Annotated in this window: 19 protein-coding genes; 7 read left to right on the forward strand and 12 right to left on the reverse strand. The window is 60.4% G+C overall.

Features of this window, described 5'->3' with window-relative positions:
• Window positions 1–60 precede the first annotated feature (60 nt).
• The gene (locus SLH49_RS17120; RefSeq protein WP_320270369.1) at window positions 61–540 is read right to left on the reverse strand and encodes a YbaK/EbsC family protein; all 480 of its coding nucleotides are present in this window, start codon (window positions 538–540) and stop codon (window positions 61–63) included.
• A gap of 79 nt (window positions 541–619) precedes the next feature.
• Between SLH49_RS17120 and SLH49_RS17125 the strand changes: the two genes are divergently transcribed.
• The gene (locus SLH49_RS17125) at window positions 620–3,385 is read left to right on the forward strand and encodes a glutamine-synthetase adenylyltransferase (RefSeq protein WP_320270461.1); all 2,766 of its coding nucleotides are present in this window, start codon (window positions 620–622) and stop codon (window positions 3,383–3,385) included.
• Complete coding sequence (locus SLH49_RS17130) at window positions 3,382–3,645, forward strand: hypothetical protein (protein WP_320270370.1); 264 nt, start codon at window positions 3,382–3,384, stop codon at window positions 3,643–3,645. Before SLH49_RS17125 ends, SLH49_RS17130 begins: the two co-directional genes overlap by 4 nt.
• Here the strand turns inward: SLH49_RS17130 and eda are convergent.
• Both eda and edd read right to left on the reverse strand, forming a co-directional pair.
• Window positions 3,637–4,275, reverse strand: a complete 639-nt coding sequence (eda, locus tag SLH49_RS17135; protein WP_320270371.1) for a bifunctional 4-hydroxy-2-oxoglutarate aldolase/2-dehydro-3-deoxy-phosphogluconate aldolase — start codon at window positions 4,273–4,275, stop codon at window positions 3,637–3,639. The two genes, SLH49_RS17130 and eda, sit on opposite strands and share 9 nt — an antisense overlap.
• A 24-nt stretch (window positions 4,276–4,299) precedes the next feature.
• Entirely contained in the window at window positions 4,300–6,105 is a 1,806-nt protein-coding gene (edd, locus tag SLH49_RS17140; RefSeq protein WP_320270372.1) for a phosphogluconate dehydratase, read from the reverse strand.
• Window positions 6,106–6,271: 166 nt separating this feature from the next.
• On the opposite strand from edd, the gene SLH49_RS17145 reads away from it, so the two are divergent.
• The 3 genes from SLH49_RS17145 to SLH49_RS17155 are packed head-to-tail and all read left to right on the forward strand — an operon-like array spanning window position 6,272 to window position 8,616.
• A complete protein-coding gene (locus tag SLH49_RS17145; RefSeq protein ID WP_320270373.1) occupies window positions 6,272–6,826 on the forward strand; it encodes a DUF6778 family protein in 555 nt (184 codons plus the stop codon).
• A gap of 42 nt (window positions 6,827–6,868) precedes the next feature.
• Complete coding sequence (locus SLH49_RS17150; RefSeq protein WP_320270374.1) at window positions 6,869–8,074, forward strand: RSP_2647 family RNA methyltransferase; 1,206 nt, start codon at window positions 6,869–6,871, stop codon at window positions 8,072–8,074.
• The gene (locus tag SLH49_RS17155; protein ID WP_320270375.1) at window positions 8,071–8,616 is read left to right on the forward strand and encodes an RSP_2648 family PIN domain-containing protein; all 546 of its coding nucleotides are present in this window, start codon (window positions 8,071–8,073) and stop codon (window positions 8,614–8,616) included. Before SLH49_RS17150 ends, SLH49_RS17155 begins: the two co-directional genes overlap by 4 nt.
• Here SLH49_RS17155 and SLH49_RS17160 read toward each other — a convergent pair.
• The 7 genes from SLH49_RS17160 to SLH49_RS17190 form a co-directional block, all read right to left on the reverse strand.
• Entirely contained in the window at window positions 8,613–9,311 is a 699-nt protein-coding gene (locus SLH49_RS17160; RefSeq protein ID WP_320270376.1) for a M48 family metallopeptidase, read from the reverse strand. The two genes, SLH49_RS17155 and SLH49_RS17160, sit on opposite strands and share 4 nt — an antisense overlap.
• A gap of 60 nt (window positions 9,312–9,371) precedes the next feature.
• Window positions 9,372–9,998 (reverse strand): MOSC domain-containing protein, encoded by a 627-nt coding sequence (locus SLH49_RS17165; protein ID WP_320270377.1) that lies wholly within the window; start codon window positions 9,996–9,998, stop codon window positions 9,372–9,374.
• Window position 9,999: 1 nt separating this feature from the next.
• Complete coding sequence (locus SLH49_RS17170) at window positions 10,000–11,187, reverse strand: VWA domain-containing protein (RefSeq protein WP_320270378.1); 1,188 nt, start codon at window positions 11,185–11,187, stop codon at window positions 10,000–10,002.
• Window positions 11,187–11,363, reverse strand: a complete 177-nt coding sequence (locus SLH49_RS17175; protein ID WP_320270379.1) for a hypothetical protein — start codon at window positions 11,361–11,363, stop codon at window positions 11,187–11,189. Before SLH49_RS17175 ends, SLH49_RS17170 begins: the two co-directional genes overlap by 1 nt.
• Before the next feature lie 8 nt (window positions 11,364–11,371).
• Entirely contained in the window at window positions 11,372–12,718 is a 1,347-nt protein-coding gene (locus SLH49_RS17180) for a DUF2927 domain-containing protein (RefSeq protein WP_320270380.1), read from the reverse strand.
• Window positions 12,715–13,173, reverse strand: a complete 459-nt coding sequence (locus SLH49_RS17185; RefSeq protein ID WP_320270381.1) for a GNAT family N-acetyltransferase — start codon at window positions 13,171–13,173, stop codon at window positions 12,715–12,717. Before SLH49_RS17185 ends, SLH49_RS17180 begins: the two co-directional genes overlap by 4 nt.
• A 98-nt stretch (window positions 13,174–13,271) precedes the next feature.
• Window positions 13,272–14,111 (reverse strand): MoxR family ATPase, encoded by an 840-nt coding sequence (locus SLH49_RS17190; RefSeq protein WP_320270382.1) that lies wholly within the window; start codon window positions 14,109–14,111, stop codon window positions 13,272–13,274.
• Window positions 14,112–14,291: 180 nt separating this feature from the next.
• Here SLH49_RS17190 and dksA point away from each other — a divergent pair, with 180 nt between their 5' ends.
• Entirely contained in the window at window positions 14,292–14,714 is a 423-nt protein-coding gene (gene dksA, locus SLH49_RS17195) for an RNA polymerase-binding protein DksA (RefSeq protein WP_320239088.1), read from the forward strand.
• Window positions 14,680–15,864 carry an FAD-dependent monooxygenase gene (locus SLH49_RS17200; protein WP_320270383.1) on the forward strand — a complete coding sequence of 395 codons (1,185 nt, stop codon included), beginning with the start codon at window positions 14,680–14,682 and terminating at the stop codon, window positions 15,862–15,864. Before dksA ends, SLH49_RS17200 begins: the two co-directional genes overlap by 35 nt.
• Window position 15,865: 1 nt before the next feature.
• Here SLH49_RS17200 and SLH49_RS17205 read toward each other — a convergent pair whose 3' ends face one another.
• Window positions 15,866–16,189: a hypothetical protein gene (locus SLH49_RS17205; protein ID WP_320270384.1), complete on the reverse strand. Its 324-nt coding sequence runs from the start codon at window positions 16,187–16,189 to the stop codon at window positions 15,866–15,868.
• Between the two features lie 61 nt (window positions 16,190–16,250).
• Entirely contained in the window at window positions 16,251–17,051 is an 801-nt protein-coding gene (xth, locus tag SLH49_RS17210) for an exodeoxyribonuclease III (RefSeq protein WP_320270385.1), read from the reverse strand.
• Between the last annotated feature and the right edge of the window lie 45 nt (window positions 17,052–17,096).

The raw sequence follows: 17,096 nt of genomic DNA on the forward strand, positions 1-17,096 counted from the left end.
GACCAAGATATCGGCTGCCACCGGCCCTACTTCAAGAGTTTATGTGAATGTTTTTTACATTTACTTCTGAAATGTAATGAAATCAGCGACTTGCGCACCAGAAATCTTGGTAAGCGTATCTGGTTCAATCGGAAAAATATGCCGCGGTGTGCCTGCAGCGGCGTAAATGACGTCAAATTCCATGAGCCGCGGGTCGATAAAGGCCCGGATCGGGTTCAGATGCCCCACGGGTGCCACGCCACCGATGGCAAAGCCGGTCTGTGCGCGGATCAGCCCTGCATCCGCCTTGCCCAATGGCTCACCTGCGGCGGCGCTGGCTTTGGCCGCATCCACCTGATTGCCGCCTGCGGTGATAAACAGGATGGCCAGACCGCTCTCTTGTCCGGCAAAGATGACCGATTTCGCGATCTGATCCAGATGACACCCGGCGGCATCGGCGGCTTGCTGGGCGGTGCGGGTCTCGGCACCCATCTCGATGGGGGTGATCGACAGGCCCACATCGCTCAGCGCTTGTGTGACGCGTTTCAGACTTTTGCTCATGATCATACTGTCCTTTTTGCGGCACTTTAGCCGCTGGCAGGTGATTGACCAGCCTATCGCGACCGATCACTCTGCGCCTATGTCCTTTGCCGCCGCCATGACGCGATGCCCGCGCGCCTATGACCCTGATCGCGGTGCAGATGCCCTGCGCTTCGTTCCGGACCTCACCGGAGATTTGGCCAGGCTGATCGTGGGCACAGCAGGGTGCAGCCCCTATCTGGCGGGCCTGATCGCGAAAGAGGCGGATTGGCTGACCTCTGCGCTGGATGATCCCGATGGCGCGGTGCGGTCGCTTATTGATGCTCTGGCTGAGGTCGCTTTAGATGATCTCGCGGCGCATTTGCGCATGATGAAGCGGCGGACTGCGTTGATCGTGGCCTTGGCCGACCTCGGCGGGGTGTGGTCGCTCAAACAGGTGACGGGCACACTCACGGATTTTGCCGATGCGGCTGTGCGGGCCAGTGTGGCCGCCCTCGTGCAGGCGGAGATCGCGCGCGGCAAACTGCCGAGCCATCTTGACCCGACCAAAGGTGGCGGCATGGCGGTGCTCGCCATGGGCAAGATGGGCGCCGGAGAGTTGAATTATTCGTCCGACATCGACCTGATTTGTTTGTTTGACGAAACACAGTTCGACGCGGACGCGTATCATGATGTCCGTGCCGCCTTTGTCCGCGTCACGCGGAAGATGACTGCGCTGCTGTCAGATGTCCGCGAAGGTGGCTATGTGTTCCGCACAGATCTGCGTCTGCGCCCAGATGCCTCGGTCACGTCGGTGTGCCTGTCCATGGAGGCAGCAGAGCGGTATTACGAAAGCGTTGGGCGCACGTGGGAGCGGGCCGCCTATATCAAGGCGCGGGTCTGCGCTGGAGACACTGCGGCGGGCAACCGGTTTCTGGAGACATTGCGCCCGTTTGTCTGGCGCAAACATCTGGATTTCGCCGCCATTCAGGACGCGCATGACATGCGCCTGAAGATTCGTGACCACAAGGGCTTGGGCGGGAAACTGACGCTCGAAGGGCACGATATGAAGCTTGGGCGCGGCGGTATTCGCGAGATCGAGTTCTTCACCCAGACACGTCAGTTGATTGCCGGAGGGCGCGATCCGTCACTGCGCGTTCGGCGGACGGATGAGGGCCTCGCGCGGCTCGCAGCCGCAGATTGGATCCCGCCGGAGACGGCCAAAACACTCACGACCCACTACGAAGCCCATCGTGAGGTCGAACACCGCGTGCAGATGATCAACGATGCGCAGACCCATCATTTGCCGGGTGATGCCGCAGGCTTTGAAAGGCTCGCGGCCTTTATGGACACGGAAGCGGCCAGTCTTCGGGAAACGCTGACCCAGCGCCTGAGCGACGTACACACCTTGACCGAGGGTTTTTTTGCACCAGAGCCGACCGCACCGGTGACGACGACATGGGGTGCTGATGTGGTGACGCGCTGGCACAGTTATCCGGCGTTGCGTTCTGCCCGCGCGACAGAGATTTTTGATCGGCTCACACCGGAAATCCTCGCGCGCTTGCAAGAGGCCGCAAAACCGGATGAGGCGCTGGCGCAGTTCGATACATTCCTAAGGGGTTTGCCCGCGGGGGTGCAGCTCTTTTCCCTGTTTGAGGCGAACCCGCAACTGACCCAGTTGATCGTGGATATCGCGGCAACGGCGCCTGCGCTGTCGCAATACTTGTCCCGCAATGCCGGTGTACTGGATGCGGTGATTGGCGGTGCGTTCTTTAGTGACTGGCCGGGTGTTCAGGGTCTGGTGACATACTTGGAAGCAGTGCTCGGCGAAATTGATGATTATGAAACCCAACTGATCGCCGCGCGTCGCTGGGTCAAGGAATGGCATTTTCGCATCGGCGTGCATCACTTGCGCGGGCTGATTGATTCCGCAACGGCAGGTCGGCAATATGCTGATTTGGCTGAGGCGGTGATCGCTGCCCTTTGGCATGTCGTTGTGGCGGAATTCGCGCACAAGCATGGGGCGATGCCGGGACGCGGCGGTGCGGTGCTTGGCATGGGTTCACTAGGGGCAGGGCGGCTGAATGCTGGCTCTGATCTGGACCTGATCATGATCTATGACGCTGCCGGAGTTGAGGCGTCTGACGGGCGCCGCCCGCTGGCCACCCGTGCCTATTTCGCACGTTTAACGCAGGCGCTGGTCACTGCACTCAGTGCGCCGATGTCGGAAGGGCGGCTTTATGAGGTGGATATGCGCTTGCGCCCCTCGGGTCGTCAGGGGCCGGTTGCTACATCCTTTGATGCATTCCGCACTTATCAGCGCGATGAGGCCTGGACGTGGGAGCATCTGGCGTTGACACGAGGTCGCGTCGTTGCCGGGGATGCGGGGCTTGCGGGTGAGATTGAGGCGTTTCGGACCGCGCTACTGGCTGAAAAGGCGAACGGGCCCACCGTTTTGGCCGATGTGGCCGAGATGCGCAGGCGGATCGCCGAAGCCAAACCGCCGCAAGGGGATTGGGATGCGAAGATCGGGCCGGGGCGGCTGCAGGATATCGAACTCTTCGCCCAGACCGCTGCCCTGCGCTCAAAGTCGCCTGCGCGCGATATTGCGGCACAATTGCAGGCCGGTGTCGCGGACGGGTGGCTTGATGCCGCGGATGCGCAGGCCATGACCGAGGCGACACGGTTTTTGTGGGGCGTGCAGGCGGCGGCAGGTCTGTTGACGGGCGGCGCGCTCGACCCAGATACACTGGGCGAGGGGGCCAAACGCCTGATCCTGCGTGAAAGCGCGTGTGATGATCTGGACGGGCTTTTGGCCAAGCTGGTTCAGGCGCGTGATATGGCCGACAAAATTATCACGCGGATGTTGAAAGAGGATGCGACATGACTGACCCCAACGATCCCAAGGGCCTGATCCGAGAAGCTTACCGCATTGAGGGGATCAGCGCACCGGAATGCCGCACGATTTTCCTCGACTGGGCGCTGGGTGTGCCGCCCGATATCGACACTCGTGCGGCGGTCACCGCTTTGCTGAAGCGCTATGCGGACGAGCCGGAGGATCATCCGATGACCCAGACACTGAAAGAGGCATTGAATGAAAGTGCCGCACCCAAGCGCCGGGGCGGGCGTGCGGCGCGCCTAGCCTAGCTGTGCCGCCTCTTGTGCCAAGGCAGTGATGCCTGCCCAGTCGCCAGCAGCCACCTTGTCCTTTGGCGCGACCCATGATCCGCCGACGCAGAGCGTATTGCTGAGCCCCAGATAAGTCGGTGCATTTGTCAGGCTGACACCGCCCGTGGGGCAGAACTTGACCTGCGGGATCGGCGCACCGATGGCCTTGAGCGCGGGCGCGCCGCCATTGGCCTCGGCCGGGAAAAATTTCTGGACGGTGTAGCCGCGCTCCAAGAGCCGCATCGCCTCGGTCGCCGTTGCCGCACCGGGCAGCAGCGGCAGGTCATTGGCTTCGCAGGCATCAAGCAGCCGGTCCGTCGCTCCCGGCGAAACGCCAAAGGTGGCACCGGCGGCCTTCGCCTCTTCGACATCTTTCGGGGTGAGCAACGTGCCCGCACCAACAACACCGCCCTCAACCGTCGCCATCTCCTTGATCACGTCGAGCGCGGCTGGCGTGCGCAAAGTGACCTCCAAAGCAGGCAGGCCACCGGCGACAAGTGCGCGGGCCAGATTAGCGGCGATGCTCGCGTCATCAACGACAAGCACGGGGACCACGGGGGCCAATTGGCAGACCTTTGCGGCGGCTGCGGAAGCGTCTTGGGGTGTCATACTTGGTCTTTCGTTGTTCTTGGTTCAGACGGCGACGCCAGCGCCGTCAGCGGCGAGGCCCACATTGCGGCGGAAGACGTCAAAAAGCTCGCGCCCGACGCCGTTGCCGTTGCCACTGAGGTCGGCGGTGGCAGGCGTGCGGGTGGAAAGGTCAACGCCCAGGACCTGGATACTGCCTTTTGTGGCATCCAGCCGGATCACGTCGCCATCGCGTACGAGCGAAATGGGCCCGTCATCCGCCGCTTCCGGGCAGACATGGATAGCTGACGGGACCTTGCCGGACGCACCGGACATTCGCCCATCGGTCACCAGCGCCACACGCAGCCCCCGATCCTGCAGAACGGCCAGTGTCGGGGTCAGTCCGTGCAATTCGGGCATGCCGTTCGACTTCGGCCCTTGGAACCGCACGACGATCACTGTGTCTTCGGTAAATTCCCCGGCCTTAAAGGCCGCCTTCACCGAATCCTGATCGTGGAACACCCGGGCAGGGGCCTCGATAATGTGCCGCTCAGGGGTCACGGCTGAGGTCTTGATCACACCACGCCCCAGATTGCCTGCAAGCTGGGTCAGTCCGCCGGTCGGGTGGAATGGATCATTGGCCGGGCGCAGCACCTTCTCGTTGTGCGATTTTCCGGCGCCGGGCGCGTAGGTAATGCGGCCCTCGGTCAGCTTGGGTTCTTGCGTGTAAAGCTCCAGCCCGTCCCCAGCGACTGTCTTGGTGTCGTCATGCAAGAGGCCCGCATTCAGCAGTTCGCCGATCATGTAGCCCAAGCCACCCGCAGCATGGAAATGGTTCACGTCAGCAAGACCGTTCGGATAGACCTTCGCCATCAGTGGCGTGACCTCGGAAAGGTCGCTGAAATCCTCAAGGTCCAGCATTATGCCCGCGGCTTTCGCCATGGCGGGCAGGTGGATGACAAGGTTCGTCGAGCCACCCGTAGCCATCAGCCCCACCATGCCGTTCACGAACGCTTTCTCGTCCAGAATATCGCAAACGGGGCGGTAATCGTTGCCGAGTGCTGTGATCTCCAAGGCGCGTTCGGTGCCTGCGGTCGTCAGTGCCTCGCGCAAGGGCGTGCCGGGATTGACGAAGGAGGCGCCAGGCAAGTGTAGCCCCATGAACTCCATCAGCATCTGGTTAGTATTTGCCGTCCCATAAAACGTGCAGGTGCCGGGGCCGTGGTAAGAGGCCATCTCGGCCTCCATCAGCTTGTCCCGGCCCACTTCACCGGTCGCGAATTGCTGGCGAACGCGGGCCTTTTCATCATTCGGTAGGCCAGAGACCATGGGGCCTGCGGGCATGAAGATGCCGGGGATGTAGCCGAAGGTGGCCGCAGCCATGACCAGACCGGGCACGATCTTGTCGCAGACACCCAGATAGATCGCGCTGTCAAAGACGTTGTGGGACAGGCCAACGCCGGCCGCGAGTGCGATCACATCGCGGGAGAAAAGCGACAGCTCCATCCCGGTTTGGCCTTGCGTGACGCCATCACACATCGCGGGTACGCCGCCCGCCACTTGGGCGGTGCCACCAGCAGCCCGCGTGGCATCGCGGATCAGGTCGGGATATTTTTCAAACGGCTGATGCGCGGAGAGCATGTCATTGTAGGCCGTGATAATCCCGATATTCGGGGTCCGCGCAGCAGTCAGCGCGTCCTTATCCTCGCCCATCGCGGCATAGGCATGGGCCTGGTTGCCACAGGTCAGATGCGCGCGGCGCGGACCTTCGGCCGCGGCACGTTCCATGGTATCCATGTAGATGGCGCGGGGCTTTTCGGAACGGGCTTTGATGCGGTCAGTGACTTCAGCGATTTTCGGGTGAAGTGGCATGGGGGTCCTCATGTCGGGGGCTGACAAAAGTATACCATATGCTGTTAGCGCTAACAAGCGTGCGCGTTTTCAGCTGCACGATTTTGTCGCAGGCTGCACCAAGCCGGCCATAATCTCTGCATAATTGCTTGCTAGCTCCGCCGAGTGCAAAATGCGGACCATGCGAATGCTTCATAGACTGTTCATACTTCTTACAGCGATTATCGGCCTTGCAGCCTGTTCAAGTGGAGCCAACTTTTCTTCGCGTGGTGCGCCGGATGTCACGCGCTCTTACACGCTGGCCGATTTTACCTTCGCGGCACCTGCTGACCTGACCGTCTCGGAAAGCGAAAACTACTATCCTTTCGCTGACGTTGTCTGGCGCGGTGACCCACGCGATGCACGCGTGCCCCAGATCGCAGCCATGTTTGAAACTGCCGCCCAGCGGACGACGCCCGCATTGACTGGCGACGTGCCAGTAGCTGTGAGTGTGCGTCTGGTGCGCTTTCATGGGGTGACGGACCGGACGCGCTATTCGGTAGGCGGCAATTACAACATCGTCTTTGACCTGATCGTCAGGGACGCGCGCACCGGCACCGTCATTGAACCCGCGCGCCGGGTGACAGCCAATCTGGACGCGCCAGGTGGATCGCGGGCCGTCGCACTGGAACAAAGCGGGCAGACCCAAAAGGTACGCGTGGTGAATTTCCTCGCCGAGGTTCTGTTCGCAGAGCTGTCCTGACCGCCCTTTCAAAGCTGCGTCGAAGCCGCTAGGAGAGCGGCCATGACATCCTCAGACACCACTGCTTTACCCATTGTCCGCCTTTTGCCGAAAGCGGAGGCGCGCGCCATTAGGCACGGATTTCCATGGGTCTATGCCAATGAACTCGTGAACGACCGACGCACGCGCAAGCTGTCATCAGGGACGCTGGCACGGCTAGAAGACGCCAATCGCATGGCGCTGGGTCTTGTCGCCGTGAACACGGCGTCCAAGATCATCTGCCGCATGCTCGACCGTGATCCGGATGCCGTGATTGATGAGGGTTGGTTTGCCGCCCGGCTGCAAAGAGCGCTGGCCCATCGTGAAAGGCTTTACGACGCACCCTACTACCGCCTTGTCCATGCAGAGGCGGATGGGCTGCCTGGCGTCGTCATTGACCGTTTTGGCGATATTGCGGTGGTCCAGCCGAATGCGGCTTGGGCGGATCGTCTGTTGGAGCCTTTATGTGCCGCTTTGCAATCGGTTACGAGCGTCAGCACGATCATCATGAACGGTACCGGTCGCGCACGTGGTCTTGAAGGATTGGAAGAGCGGACCGAGGTCATTGCTGGTACTGCGCCAGACGACCCCGTCCCGGTGCCGATGAATGGGGCCACCTATATGGCCGACCTTCTGGGTGGGCAGAAGACTGGGCTCTTCTTCGATCAACGACCAAATCATGCCTTTGTGGCCGGGCTGGCATCGGGGGCGGATGTTCTGGACGTCTTTTCCCATGTCGGTGGCTTTGGCCTTGCATCGCTTGCGCAAGGTGCCGCCTCAGCATTGGCCGTCGATGGCTCGGAGGCGGCATTAGAATTGGCCCGCGCCGGCGCAGAGGCGATGGGTGTGGTGGAGCGGTTTACCACCCGAAAAGGGGATGCGTTCGATGTGATGGCCGCATTGGCAGAAGAGGGGGCGTCATTTGACATCGTGATCTGCGACCCGCCTGCCTTTGCGCCTTCAAAACAGGCCCTCGACGCCGGTCTGCGCGCTTACGAACGTGTCGCGCGGCTGGCCGCCCCATTGGTCAAAGAGGGTGGTTATCTGGCCTTATGTTCCTGCTCGCACGCAGCAGACCTGACGCGGTTCCGCAACGCCTCATCGCGCGGCATCGGGCGGGCAGGGCGGCGCGGGCAGATCATCCATACGGGCTTTGCGGGGCCGGACCATCCGCTTTTGCCGCATCTGGCGGAAAGCGGTTATCTCAAGGCGCTTGTCTACCGCCTATGAGAGTGATGATCGACGCCTGCGTGCTCTACCCGACCGTGATGCGCGAGGCGCTGATCGGTTGCGCGAAAGAAGGGTTGTTTGAGCCCCGCTGGTCAGTTCGCATTCTGGATGAATGGGCGCTGGCTGCGGCGAAGCTGAGCCAGCAGCAAGAGGTTATCGCGCGGGGTGAAATCGCGGCCCTCAAAGCCGCGTTTCCCGACACGATGGTGCGTTTTGACGATGATTTTGCGCGGCAATTCTCGCTGCCTGATCCAAACGACATCCATGTGTTGGCCGCTGCCGTCGCCGGGTCTTGTGATGCGATCCTGACCCTGAACCACAAGGATTTCCCGCGTGATATTCTGGCTGATGCGATGCTGGAGCGGGTGGGGCCGGATTTGTTTCTATGTGATCTGCTGTCACAGGCCCCGGATCAGGTCTGGCGCGTTGCCGAGGCGGTGTTGACGCAGGCGAACCAATTGTCCGAGCGGCCCTGGACGATGCGGGCGCTGATGAAAAAGGCACGCCTGCCGCGATTTGGCAAGGCGCTGGAACGCGGTTAGGCGTTGGTCAGCCCGCCGCTCCATTTCGCCTCATTCGCCTCAATCGCGGCGATGCGCTGATCGGTTTTCGGGTGACTCATGATCCATGCGGGCACGGCGGCACCGCGCGCACCCGTCAACTTTTCCAGCTTGGCGAAAAGCGATTTCTGCGGCCCCGTGCCAATGCCTGCCTTCACAAGCAGGGCAGAGGCATAGGCGTCCGCCTCAAACTCGTCGTTGCGGGAGAGTTTGGCGGCGAGCAGGCTGATCAGCCCGTTCACGATCCAGGGGCCGATATAGGGAATGAACCGTCCGACAATCATGATCAGCGCGGTGCGCATCGCGTTCTGACCGGAAAAGTCGATCATCCTGCGGCGGGAATGGCCGAGGGCTACGTGGCCCAGCTCATGTGCGATGACGCTCGCCATTTCCTCGGAAGTCACCTGACCTTGCCGATACTTGTTGAAGAAACCGCGCGTGATGAAGATGCGTCCATCCGGGGCGGCCAAGCCGTTGACCGGCTCAATCTCATAAATATGGACGCGGATGCGGTCGATATCGAGCGCTTTGGCCATGTTGTCCATCAACACTTTTAGTATCGGATCGGCCAATTCGGTCGAGTTCGCGTCCAACTCGCGCTTGGTCCGCCACGCGGAAAAGCGGTACATGGCCAGACCGTAAAGCACGGCAAGCAGGATGGGCATCAATTTGATCATGCCGTGAATATGGGGGCGTGCGCCGAGATTTCAAAGTGCGCAATGCCGCAGGCGCCGCCGTCAGATGCCGAGTCTTTCCTTCGCAATTGCATGCAGCTTTTGCGGTGCGGGCAAGGCGAGGACGCGCCGCAGGAAATCCTCATCTTTGAACTTGGTGCGATAGGCGCGCATATAGTCCACAACCGTGATTCTGTCGCCGTCGTAAGACGCAAGATCGACCTTCATCCCTTTGGAAACGCTGCCTTCTTTCAGAACGCGCGCGTAGGCGCCGGGGCGCTCGGCAGCATAGAATTGCTTGATCGCGCGCCCGTCGCCGATATGGGCGGCATAGGTGGCGCAGGGGATGCGCGGCGCAGTGATCTGCAAGGTGACGTCACCGATGGTCAGAATGTCTCCTATCGCGAGGGACGATGTATCGAGGTCCGAGATCACGAGATTTTCACCAAAGAAACCGGGTGGCGTCTCACGGCCAAGCTCTTTTGTCCACCATTCCAGATCGGGCGTCCCAAAGAGATAGACGGCCTGATCCACGCCACCGTGGTTTTTCAGATCACAGATCGCATCACCGTCAAGACCAAGGCGGTGGATGGCCACTGGCCCATCGACAGGTTTCTTGAAATGGCCGGTGGGACCTGTCTTGGCGGGCGTCTTTTCTGGCTTACCAGTCTGAATGCTGAGGAGTTCCATCTTAACGACCTAACAGTTTCATTCCGGTATCAATCCCCGAGAGCGTCATCGGCACCATCCGATCTGCCCCGAAGATCTCCTGGATCATGCCAATCGACTGAGTGTAGGGCCAGTAGCGTTGGTCCAGCGGGTTGATCCACAGGTGGTTCGGCCATTGCTCGCGCGCGCGGGTGAGCCAGGTTTGTCCCGTTTCCTCGTTCCAATGCTCATTGGCACCGCCGGGAAAGGCGATCTCGTAGGGCGACATGCTGGCGTCACCCACAAAGATGCATTTGTAATCCGGGCCATAAGTGCGCAGCACCTCCCATGTAGGGGTCTGCGCGTTCCAGCGGCGGCGATTGTCTTTCCACACGCCTTCGTAAAGGCAGTTGTGAAAATAGAAATATTCGAAATGCTTGAACTCGGATTTCGCCGCGCTGAAGAGCTCCTCAACCACCTTGATATGCGGGTCCATGGAGCCACCCACATCGAGGAATAGCAAGACCTTGACGGCATTGCGCCGTTCAGGGCGGGTCTGGACGTCGAGATATCCATGCTCTGCCGTCGCGCGGATCGTCCCGTTCAGATCGAGTTCCTCGGCCGCTCCATCGCGCGCCCACATGCGCAGGCGTTTGAGCGCCACCTTGATGTTGCGCGTGCCCAGTTCCACCGTGTCGTCAAGATTACGGAATTCCCGCTTGTCCCAGACCTTGACCGCGCGTTGATGGCGGCTTTTCTCCTGTCCGATCCGCACGCCTTCGGGGTTGTAGCCATAGGCGCCAAAAGGCGAAGTGCCCGCAGTTCCGAGCCATTTATTGCCGCCTTGATGGCGGCCTTTTTGCTCCTCAAGCCGTTTTTTGAGCGTTTCCATCAGCTTGTCGAAACCGCCCATTGCCTCAATATCGGCCTTTTCGGCGTCGGTCAGATGCTTTTCCGCGAGCTTCTCTAACCATTCCTTTGGTACATCAACGGCGTTCAGCACCGCCTCTGCCGGGATCGCATCCAGCCCTTCGAACGTCGCGGCAAAGGCGCGGTCGAACTTGTCGAGATGCCGCTCATCCTTGACCATGATGGTGCGGGCGAGGAAGTAGAATGCCTCGACATCATAGGTGGCAAGACCTGCCTTCATCCCCTCCAGAAACGACAGGAATTCGCGCAGCGAGACCGGAACCCCCTGACGGCGCAGATTGTCAAAGAAGGGCAGAAACATCAGCCTTGCACGATGCTGCGTTGCACGAAAATCAGCACGAACAGCCCGATGAGGCCGAAGAGTATCGCAAAGACGGCAGCCCATTGCGCAAGGTCCTTGGCCGTGCCCCCGCGCCGCTTTGCGCGAAACGCACCCACCAGGGCACCGATTACAAGTCCTGACAAAGGATAGATCATGTCGCCCTCTAGCTTGGCGGTATGCGCGGCGGCAATGAGGCAATCTCGTTCAACCGATCAATCACCTCTTGCCTGCTGCCAAAGCCATAGAGACCCCAGCCCAGGCTGTCCAGCCGCAGGTCCATGCCTTCATCGGTATCTCCTTGAAGGTCCAGCGCCTCGGCCTGAAACATCATCAACAGCGACAGGAGCGCTGCGTTCTGGTGCTGTTCAGCGACGGGGATCGCCTCTTTGGTGATGGTGATGGTGGCCTCTGCATCGCCAGAGATCAACGTGAAGGCGGCCAGTTGCACCGCAATATGTGCGGAATGGATATTCGTCACCGGGCTTTGCCCATAGGCGCGGCCAGCAGCGTTGAAGGCACCAAGTGCGAGCGTGGCATCATTGCCGATCTGCAGGCGGCCAAAAGCGTAGTTGGCAAAACCTTCGCGCGTGCCAGTCCATCCGCGATTTTGGCCGATGGCGACCGCACGTGCGGCGGCCTGCCTGCGCCTGGAATCAGAGCTGCCATCGCTCAGCGCGGTTTCAATCGCATTGATCCATGCGCGTGAGGTGTTGCTAGGGATCGTTCCGCCGGGGCGTTCGCCGCGTGGGTTCAGCCGCGCCAGGATGCGGGGCAGGCGGTCGGCAACCTGGCGTTCGGTCATGCCGCTTTGGAGTTCCGGCGCATAGTAGGTGCGCAGGATCAGCATATCGAAGCCGGTCAGGACCGCATGGATATTGTCATCGTTGAAGATGGAATCGGGCAGGCGATAAAGGTCATTCAGCGGACCCAATGCCTGTGCCAGCTCTTCGTGCAGACAGTCGCGGATTTCCTGCGGCGGGGCGTCCGAGGGCAAGAAGATCGCCGCCTTTTCGCGCCGCCGCAACGTGGCCCAATCCAATGTGGGCGTATTGCGGGCGCGGCGCAGTTCCGCCCAGCTTTGCACACGCGGCACAACAAAGCAGGCGGCATTAGGCGCCACGCGCTGCAACGCCCGGGACGGGACCGCTTCGATCACGATATTGGCGTCATCCCCTTGCGCGTAATTGATATCGATCCGTGCCTCGCGCCGCAGCCGGCCGAGCAAGTCGGTCAGGTCCTCCGTCAGCGATGGTGGCGGTGCGCCTGCCACGCGCACGGTAATCGGCTCTTCAAACCGGGTCAGAAGCGGGAGTTCTCGCCCACTTTCCATCCGGAAGGCGAGGTCAATGAAGTCCAGCGCGATTTCCGAATTCGGTCGCGTCGCGCGCCCGGGGCTCTCCGCCGCAAAGTTGCGCATCTCTGGGAAATCCAACCGGATCGGCTCCGGCCCCTCAGGAACTGGCGTACAGGCCGCAGCGAGGGCGAGGGCAAGCGCCGCGAAACGCTTCATGCGGGCCTCTGATACTTGATGAATTTTGTGACTTGGCCAATGCGGTCGTAAAGCTGCCGCCCAACATGGTTGTCTTCCTCGGTCATCCAATAGACCTGAGCCGCACCTGCTGCATCGGCGGCGGCGTAAACCGCCTCGATCAGCTTGCGCCCCACGCCCAAGCCCCGCGCCGCGGGGGCGGCGTAAAGATCTTGTAGATAACAGACATTCTCGATGCGCCAGCAATGGCGATGAAACAGGTAATGGGCGAGGCCGACGGGCTTGCCATCCATCTCGGCGATCAGGCAGTTGTAGTCTTGCGCGTCGGTGCCGATAAGCCGTTCGAACGTCGCTTCATAGACCTCTGGTGTCACGGATGTCCCATAGAATTCGAGGTAGCCGGTCCACAAAGCTTCCCAATCGGACCGGTCGGTGGAGCGGAATGGTCGTATCTTCGTCGCTGTGTTGCCTGCCATCGCGTTTCTTCTTTGTTTGTTTGACATCAGCATAGCCGTGAATATCCGGCTGACCAATCAAATGCATGTGCAAGGCGCACGCGCGCAAAACCTGTGACTTATCTTCCCGACCGCGCCATGAAGGCCAGCCGTTCAAACAGATGCACATCCTGCTCGTTCTTCAGCAAGGCACCGTGCAGTTTGGGCAGGGCGTTGGCCCCGTCGCGCTTGAGGTCCTCTGCGCTCAGGTCCTCGGCCAGCAGCAGTTTGAGCCAATCCAGCACCTCCGACGTCGACGGCTTCTTCTTCAGACCCGCCGTTTCGCGGATCTCGTAGAACTGCGTGAGTGCCGTGGTTAGCAGCGCCGCCTTGATGCCGGGGTGATGGACCTCGACAATCTGGCGCATCGTGTCGGCGTCAGGAAACCGGATGTAGTGGAAAAAGCAGCGGCGCAGGAAGGCATCGGGCAGTTCTTTTTCGTTGTTGGAGGTGATGATCACGATGGGGCGGTGCAGTGCCTTGACCGTCTCGCCAGTTTCATAGACGTGGAACTCCATCCGGTCGAGTTCCTGCAGAAGGTCATTGGGAAATTCGATATCGGCCTTATCGATCTCATCGATCAGCAGCACGACCTTGCCGTCGGCGGCAAAGGCCTGCCACAGCTTGCCCTGTTTGATGTAATTGGCCACATCATGAACGCGTTCATCGCCCAACTGGCTGTCGCGCAAACGGCTGACGGCGTCATATTCGTAAAGGCCTTGCTGCGCCTTGGTGGTCGATTTGATATGCCATTCGATCATCGGGAGACCCAAAGCGGCGCTGACCTGACGGGCCAATTCTGTCTTGCCAGTACCCGGCTCCCCCTTGACCAGCAAAGGCCGCTCCAGCGTGACCGCGGCATTGACCGCCATGGTCAGATCTTCAGTCGCGACATAGCTGTCAGTGCCAGTGAATTGCATCGCTTAACCTCATTATTTGCCCGGCAACCTAGCAGGCATTTGCCGATCATCAACACCTTGCGACGAGACCAAAAAGAGGGGGTGACAGTGCTCGGACAAGGGAGTACACCCGCCCCAAAATACAGGACCAAGGCACAGTGGGGGCTGGACCGGTGTGCATAAGGGATAAAGGGTATGACTATGAAAGCCGAAGTATTTCTGCCAGAAGACTATCGCCCCGCAGACAACGAACCGTTCATGAATGAACGCCAGACCGAATATTTCCGCCGCAAATTGTTGAACTGGAAAGCCGAGCTTTTGGAAGACAGCCGCGACACGGTGGCAGGCATGAAAGATCAGACCCGCAATATCCCCGATGTGGCCGATCGGGCGTCCGAGGAAACAGACCGCGCGCTGGAATTGCGCACCCGTGATCGTCAACGCAAGCTGGTCAGCAAGATTGACGCCGCGCTGCGCCGCATTGATGAGGGCGAATACGGCTATTGTGAGATGACCGGTGAGCCGATTTCGCTCAAGCGTCTTGATGCGCGCCCCATCGCCACGATGAGCCTTGAGGCGCAGGAACGTCATGAGCGCCGCGAGAAGGTGCATCGCGACGACTAATCCGGGGCATAACGCAGGCCGCGACGTCGCTATAATCGGTGGCGGGATCGGTGGCCTCACAGCGGCTCTCGCCTTTGCCCGGCAGGACGCAAAAGTCACCGTCTATGAACAGGCACCCGCGCTGACAGAGGTTGGTGCCGGGCTTCAAATCACACCGAATGGTGCGCGGGCCCTGATTGATCTCGATTTGGGGCCAGCGCTGGCCGCTTCCGGTCTGGTAGCGCAGGCTGTCGTGCCAATGGATGCGCTGACGGGCGATGCGGTTGCGCGTTTCGACCTCTCCACCCAGAACCCACCTTACCGTTTTTTGCATCGCGCAGCATTGATTGATCTTCTGGCGCGGGCCTGTGCCGCACAAGGCGTGAAGGTCGTGTTGGACACGACCGTTTCTGAGGTCAACACGGATGGATCGTTTGAAGCGGGCGGCGCGGTGGTCCGGCCGCAGCTGACGATTGGCGCGGATGGAGTCAAATCGCAGGTCCGTCAGACCATTGGTCAGCCCACCGAAGCCTTCTTTACCGGTCAGGTCGCCTGGCGCGCAATGATCAAAAGGCCGGATACTGATCCCGTCGCCCGCATCTGGATGGCGCCTGGCCGCCACATGGTGACCTATCCGCTGCAAAACGGCAGGCTCAACATCGTTGCCGTGCAAGCGCGGCAGCAATGGGCTGAAGAGGGGTGGCATCATGCGGATGAGCCCGGAAACCTACGCGCCGCCTTCGCCGATACGTGTTGGGAGATCAAGGGGATTCTCGGCGAGGTCGAGGAGGTCAAGCTTTGGGGCCTTTTCCGCCATGAGGTTGCACCGAAGTGGCATGCAGGGCCGGTTGCGATCCTTGGTGATGCCGCCCATCCGACGCTGCCATTTCTGGCACAGGGGGCCAATCTGGCGATTGAGGATGCCTATGTTCTGGCCCGGTGCTGCAACGAAAACGCATCAATTGAGGATGCCTTGCAGGGCTATCAGGCGAAACGACGCGCCCGCGTCACCCGCGCCATCCGCGCGGCGAATGCCAATGCGCGTAATTATCACCTGAAGGGTATACAACGCCGGGTCGCGCACACGGCCTTGCGCGGCATGGGCCGGTTTGCGCCAGATGCTTTCCTCAGGCGACTTAGTTGGCTTTATGATTATGACGTGACGGCGTGAGTTAGCGCCAGTTGCGGCTGGCCTGATGGGTCACGCGTTCCAACACTTTGTGGCTGCGCCAATCAACCCGGTAGATGTCATTCTCGATGCGCATATAAACCCAGCCATCGCTGACGCGGGGCAGGCCATAATAGGTGGCATTCATCAGCATGGAATACTCGCCGCGGTCGAGAACCTCACCAATTTCAACGGGTCCGGGGCGGGGGGCTGTGGCTTTCGGGATCGCAACACAAGCCGTTCCTGCCACGGCGATGCGGCACTGGGCCGATGACAATGATGGGAAAGACGCGGCCAAAACCGCAATAATCACCAATCTGCCGAGCATCAGATCGCTCCTTCGCGTTACCATCACTGCCCGGTTATTGTTATTGCGGGAATACTGCAGCTTATGCCGCAAGGTCAACCCAGACGGGCACGTGGTCCGAGGGCTTTTCGCGGCCCCGCACATCCGATTCAATCCAGCAATTGTTCAAAAGATCGGCGCATTGCGGGGTGAGGAGGAAATGGTCGATGCGAATCCCGTCATTTTTGTCCCACGCGCCGGCCTGATAATCCCAAAACGAATAATGACCTGCACCGGTTTCGCGCGCGCGAAATGCCTCTGTCAGGCCAAGGTTTTGGAGGCGGCGAAAGGCGTCGCGGCTTTCAATGCGAAAGAGCGCGTCTTCGCGCCACGCGTCAGGTCGTGCCGCATCCTCAGCCTGGGGAATAATGTTGTAGTCTCCGGCGAATAGAGCCGGTTCTTCAAGCACTAGGAGCTCAGCGGCGCGGGCTCGCAAACGTTCCATCCAGCGCAGCTTATAGTCGTATTTCGGCCCCGGTGCCGGGTTTCCGTTCGGCAGGTAGAGCCCACAGATACGGATCGGGTGCTCACCGATCACGGTCGCCTCAATATACCGCGCCTCTTCATCGTCAGCGCCATCGCGCCCGGTGCCTTCACCGCCGGGCAGGCCGCGTGTCACATCCTCCAGCGGCAGTTTCGACAGGATCGCCACGCCGTTGAAGCCCTTTTGGCCATGGGTTTCGACGTTGTAGCCCTTGTCCTCAAAAACCTCGCGGGGGAAGCCCTCATCAACCGTCTTGATCTCTTGCAGGATTGCGACATCGGGTTGTGCTGCGTCAATCCACGCGGTCAATGCGCCGATGCGGGCCTTGATGCCGTTGATGTTGAAAGTCGCAATCTTCATGGCCGCCCCCTGATCATTGAGGCAGTTTTGAATGACGGGCCACGT

The organism is Cognatiyoonia sp. IB215446, assembly GCF_033963825.1.
Classification (GTDB): domain Bacteria; phylum Pseudomonadota; class Alphaproteobacteria; order Rhodobacterales; family Rhodobacteraceae; genus Yoonia.

Excerpts from the sequence above, each read along its gene's own strand:
- SLH49_RS17120 (WP_320270369.1), bottom strand. The coding sequence starts at position 540 with ATGAGCAAAAGTCTGAAACGCGTCACACAAGCGCTGAGCGATGTGGGC.
- SLH49_RS17125 (WP_320270461.1), top strand. The coding sequence starts at position 620 with ATGTCCTTTGCCGCCGCCATGACGCGATGCCCGCGCGCCTATGACCCT.
- SLH49_RS17130 (WP_320270370.1), top strand. The coding sequence starts at position 3,382 with ATGACTGACCCCAACGATCCCAAGGGCCTGATCCGAGAAGCTTACCGC.
- eda (WP_320270371.1), bottom strand. The coding sequence starts at position 4,275 with ATGACACCCCAAGACGCTTCCGCAGCCGCCGCAAAGGTCTGCCAATTG.
- edd (WP_320270372.1), bottom strand. The coding sequence starts at position 6,105 with ATGCCACTTCACCCGAAAATCGCTGAAGTCACTGACCGCATCAAAGCC.
- SLH49_RS17145 (WP_320270373.1), top strand. The coding sequence starts at position 6,272 with ATGCTTCATAGACTGTTCATACTTCTTACAGCGATTATCGGCCTTGCA.
- SLH49_RS17150 (WP_320270374.1), top strand. The coding sequence starts at position 6,869 with ATGACATCCTCAGACACCACTGCTTTACCCATTGTCCGCCTTTTGCCG.
- SLH49_RS17155 (WP_320270375.1), top strand. The coding sequence starts at position 8,071 with ATGAGAGTGATGATCGACGCCTGCGTGCTCTACCCGACCGTGATGCGC.
- SLH49_RS17160 (WP_320270376.1), bottom strand. The coding sequence starts at position 9,311 with ATGATCAAATTGATGCCCATCCTGCTTGCCGTGCTTTACGGTCTGGCC.
- SLH49_RS17165 (WP_320270377.1), bottom strand. The coding sequence starts at position 9,998 with ATGGAACTCCTCAGCATTCAGACTGGTAAGCCAGAAAAGACGCCCGCC.
- SLH49_RS17170 (WP_320270378.1), bottom strand. The coding sequence starts at position 11,187 with ATGTTTCTGCCCTTCTTTGACAATCTGCGCCGTCAGGGGGTTCCGGTC.
- SLH49_RS17175 (WP_320270379.1), bottom strand. The coding sequence starts at position 11,363 with ATGATCTATCCTTTGTCAGGACTTGTAATCGGTGCCCTGGTGGGTGCG.
- SLH49_RS17180 (WP_320270380.1), bottom strand. The coding sequence starts at position 12,718 with ATGAAGCGTTTCGCGGCGCTTGCCCTCGCCCTCGCTGCGGCCTGTACG.
- SLH49_RS17185 (WP_320270381.1), bottom strand. The coding sequence starts at position 13,173 with ATGGCAGGCAACACAGCGACGAAGATACGACCATTCCGCTCCACCGAC.
- SLH49_RS17190 (WP_320270382.1), bottom strand. The coding sequence starts at position 14,111 with ATGCAATTCACTGGCACTGACAGCTATGTCGCGACTGAAGATCTGACC.
- dksA (WP_320239088.1), top strand. The coding sequence starts at position 14,292 with ATGAAAGCCGAAGTATTTCTGCCAGAAGACTATCGCCCCGCAGACAAC.
- SLH49_RS17200 (WP_320270383.1), top strand. The coding sequence starts at position 14,680 with ATGAGCGCCGCGAGAAGGTGCATCGCGACGACTAATCCGGGGCATAAC.
- SLH49_RS17205 (WP_320270384.1), bottom strand. The coding sequence starts at position 16,189 with ATGCTCGGCAGATTGGTGATTATTGCGGTTTTGGCCGCGTCTTTCCCA.
- xth (WP_320270385.1), bottom strand. The coding sequence starts at position 17,051 with ATGAAGATTGCGACTTTCAACATCAACGGCATCAAGGCCCGCATCGGC.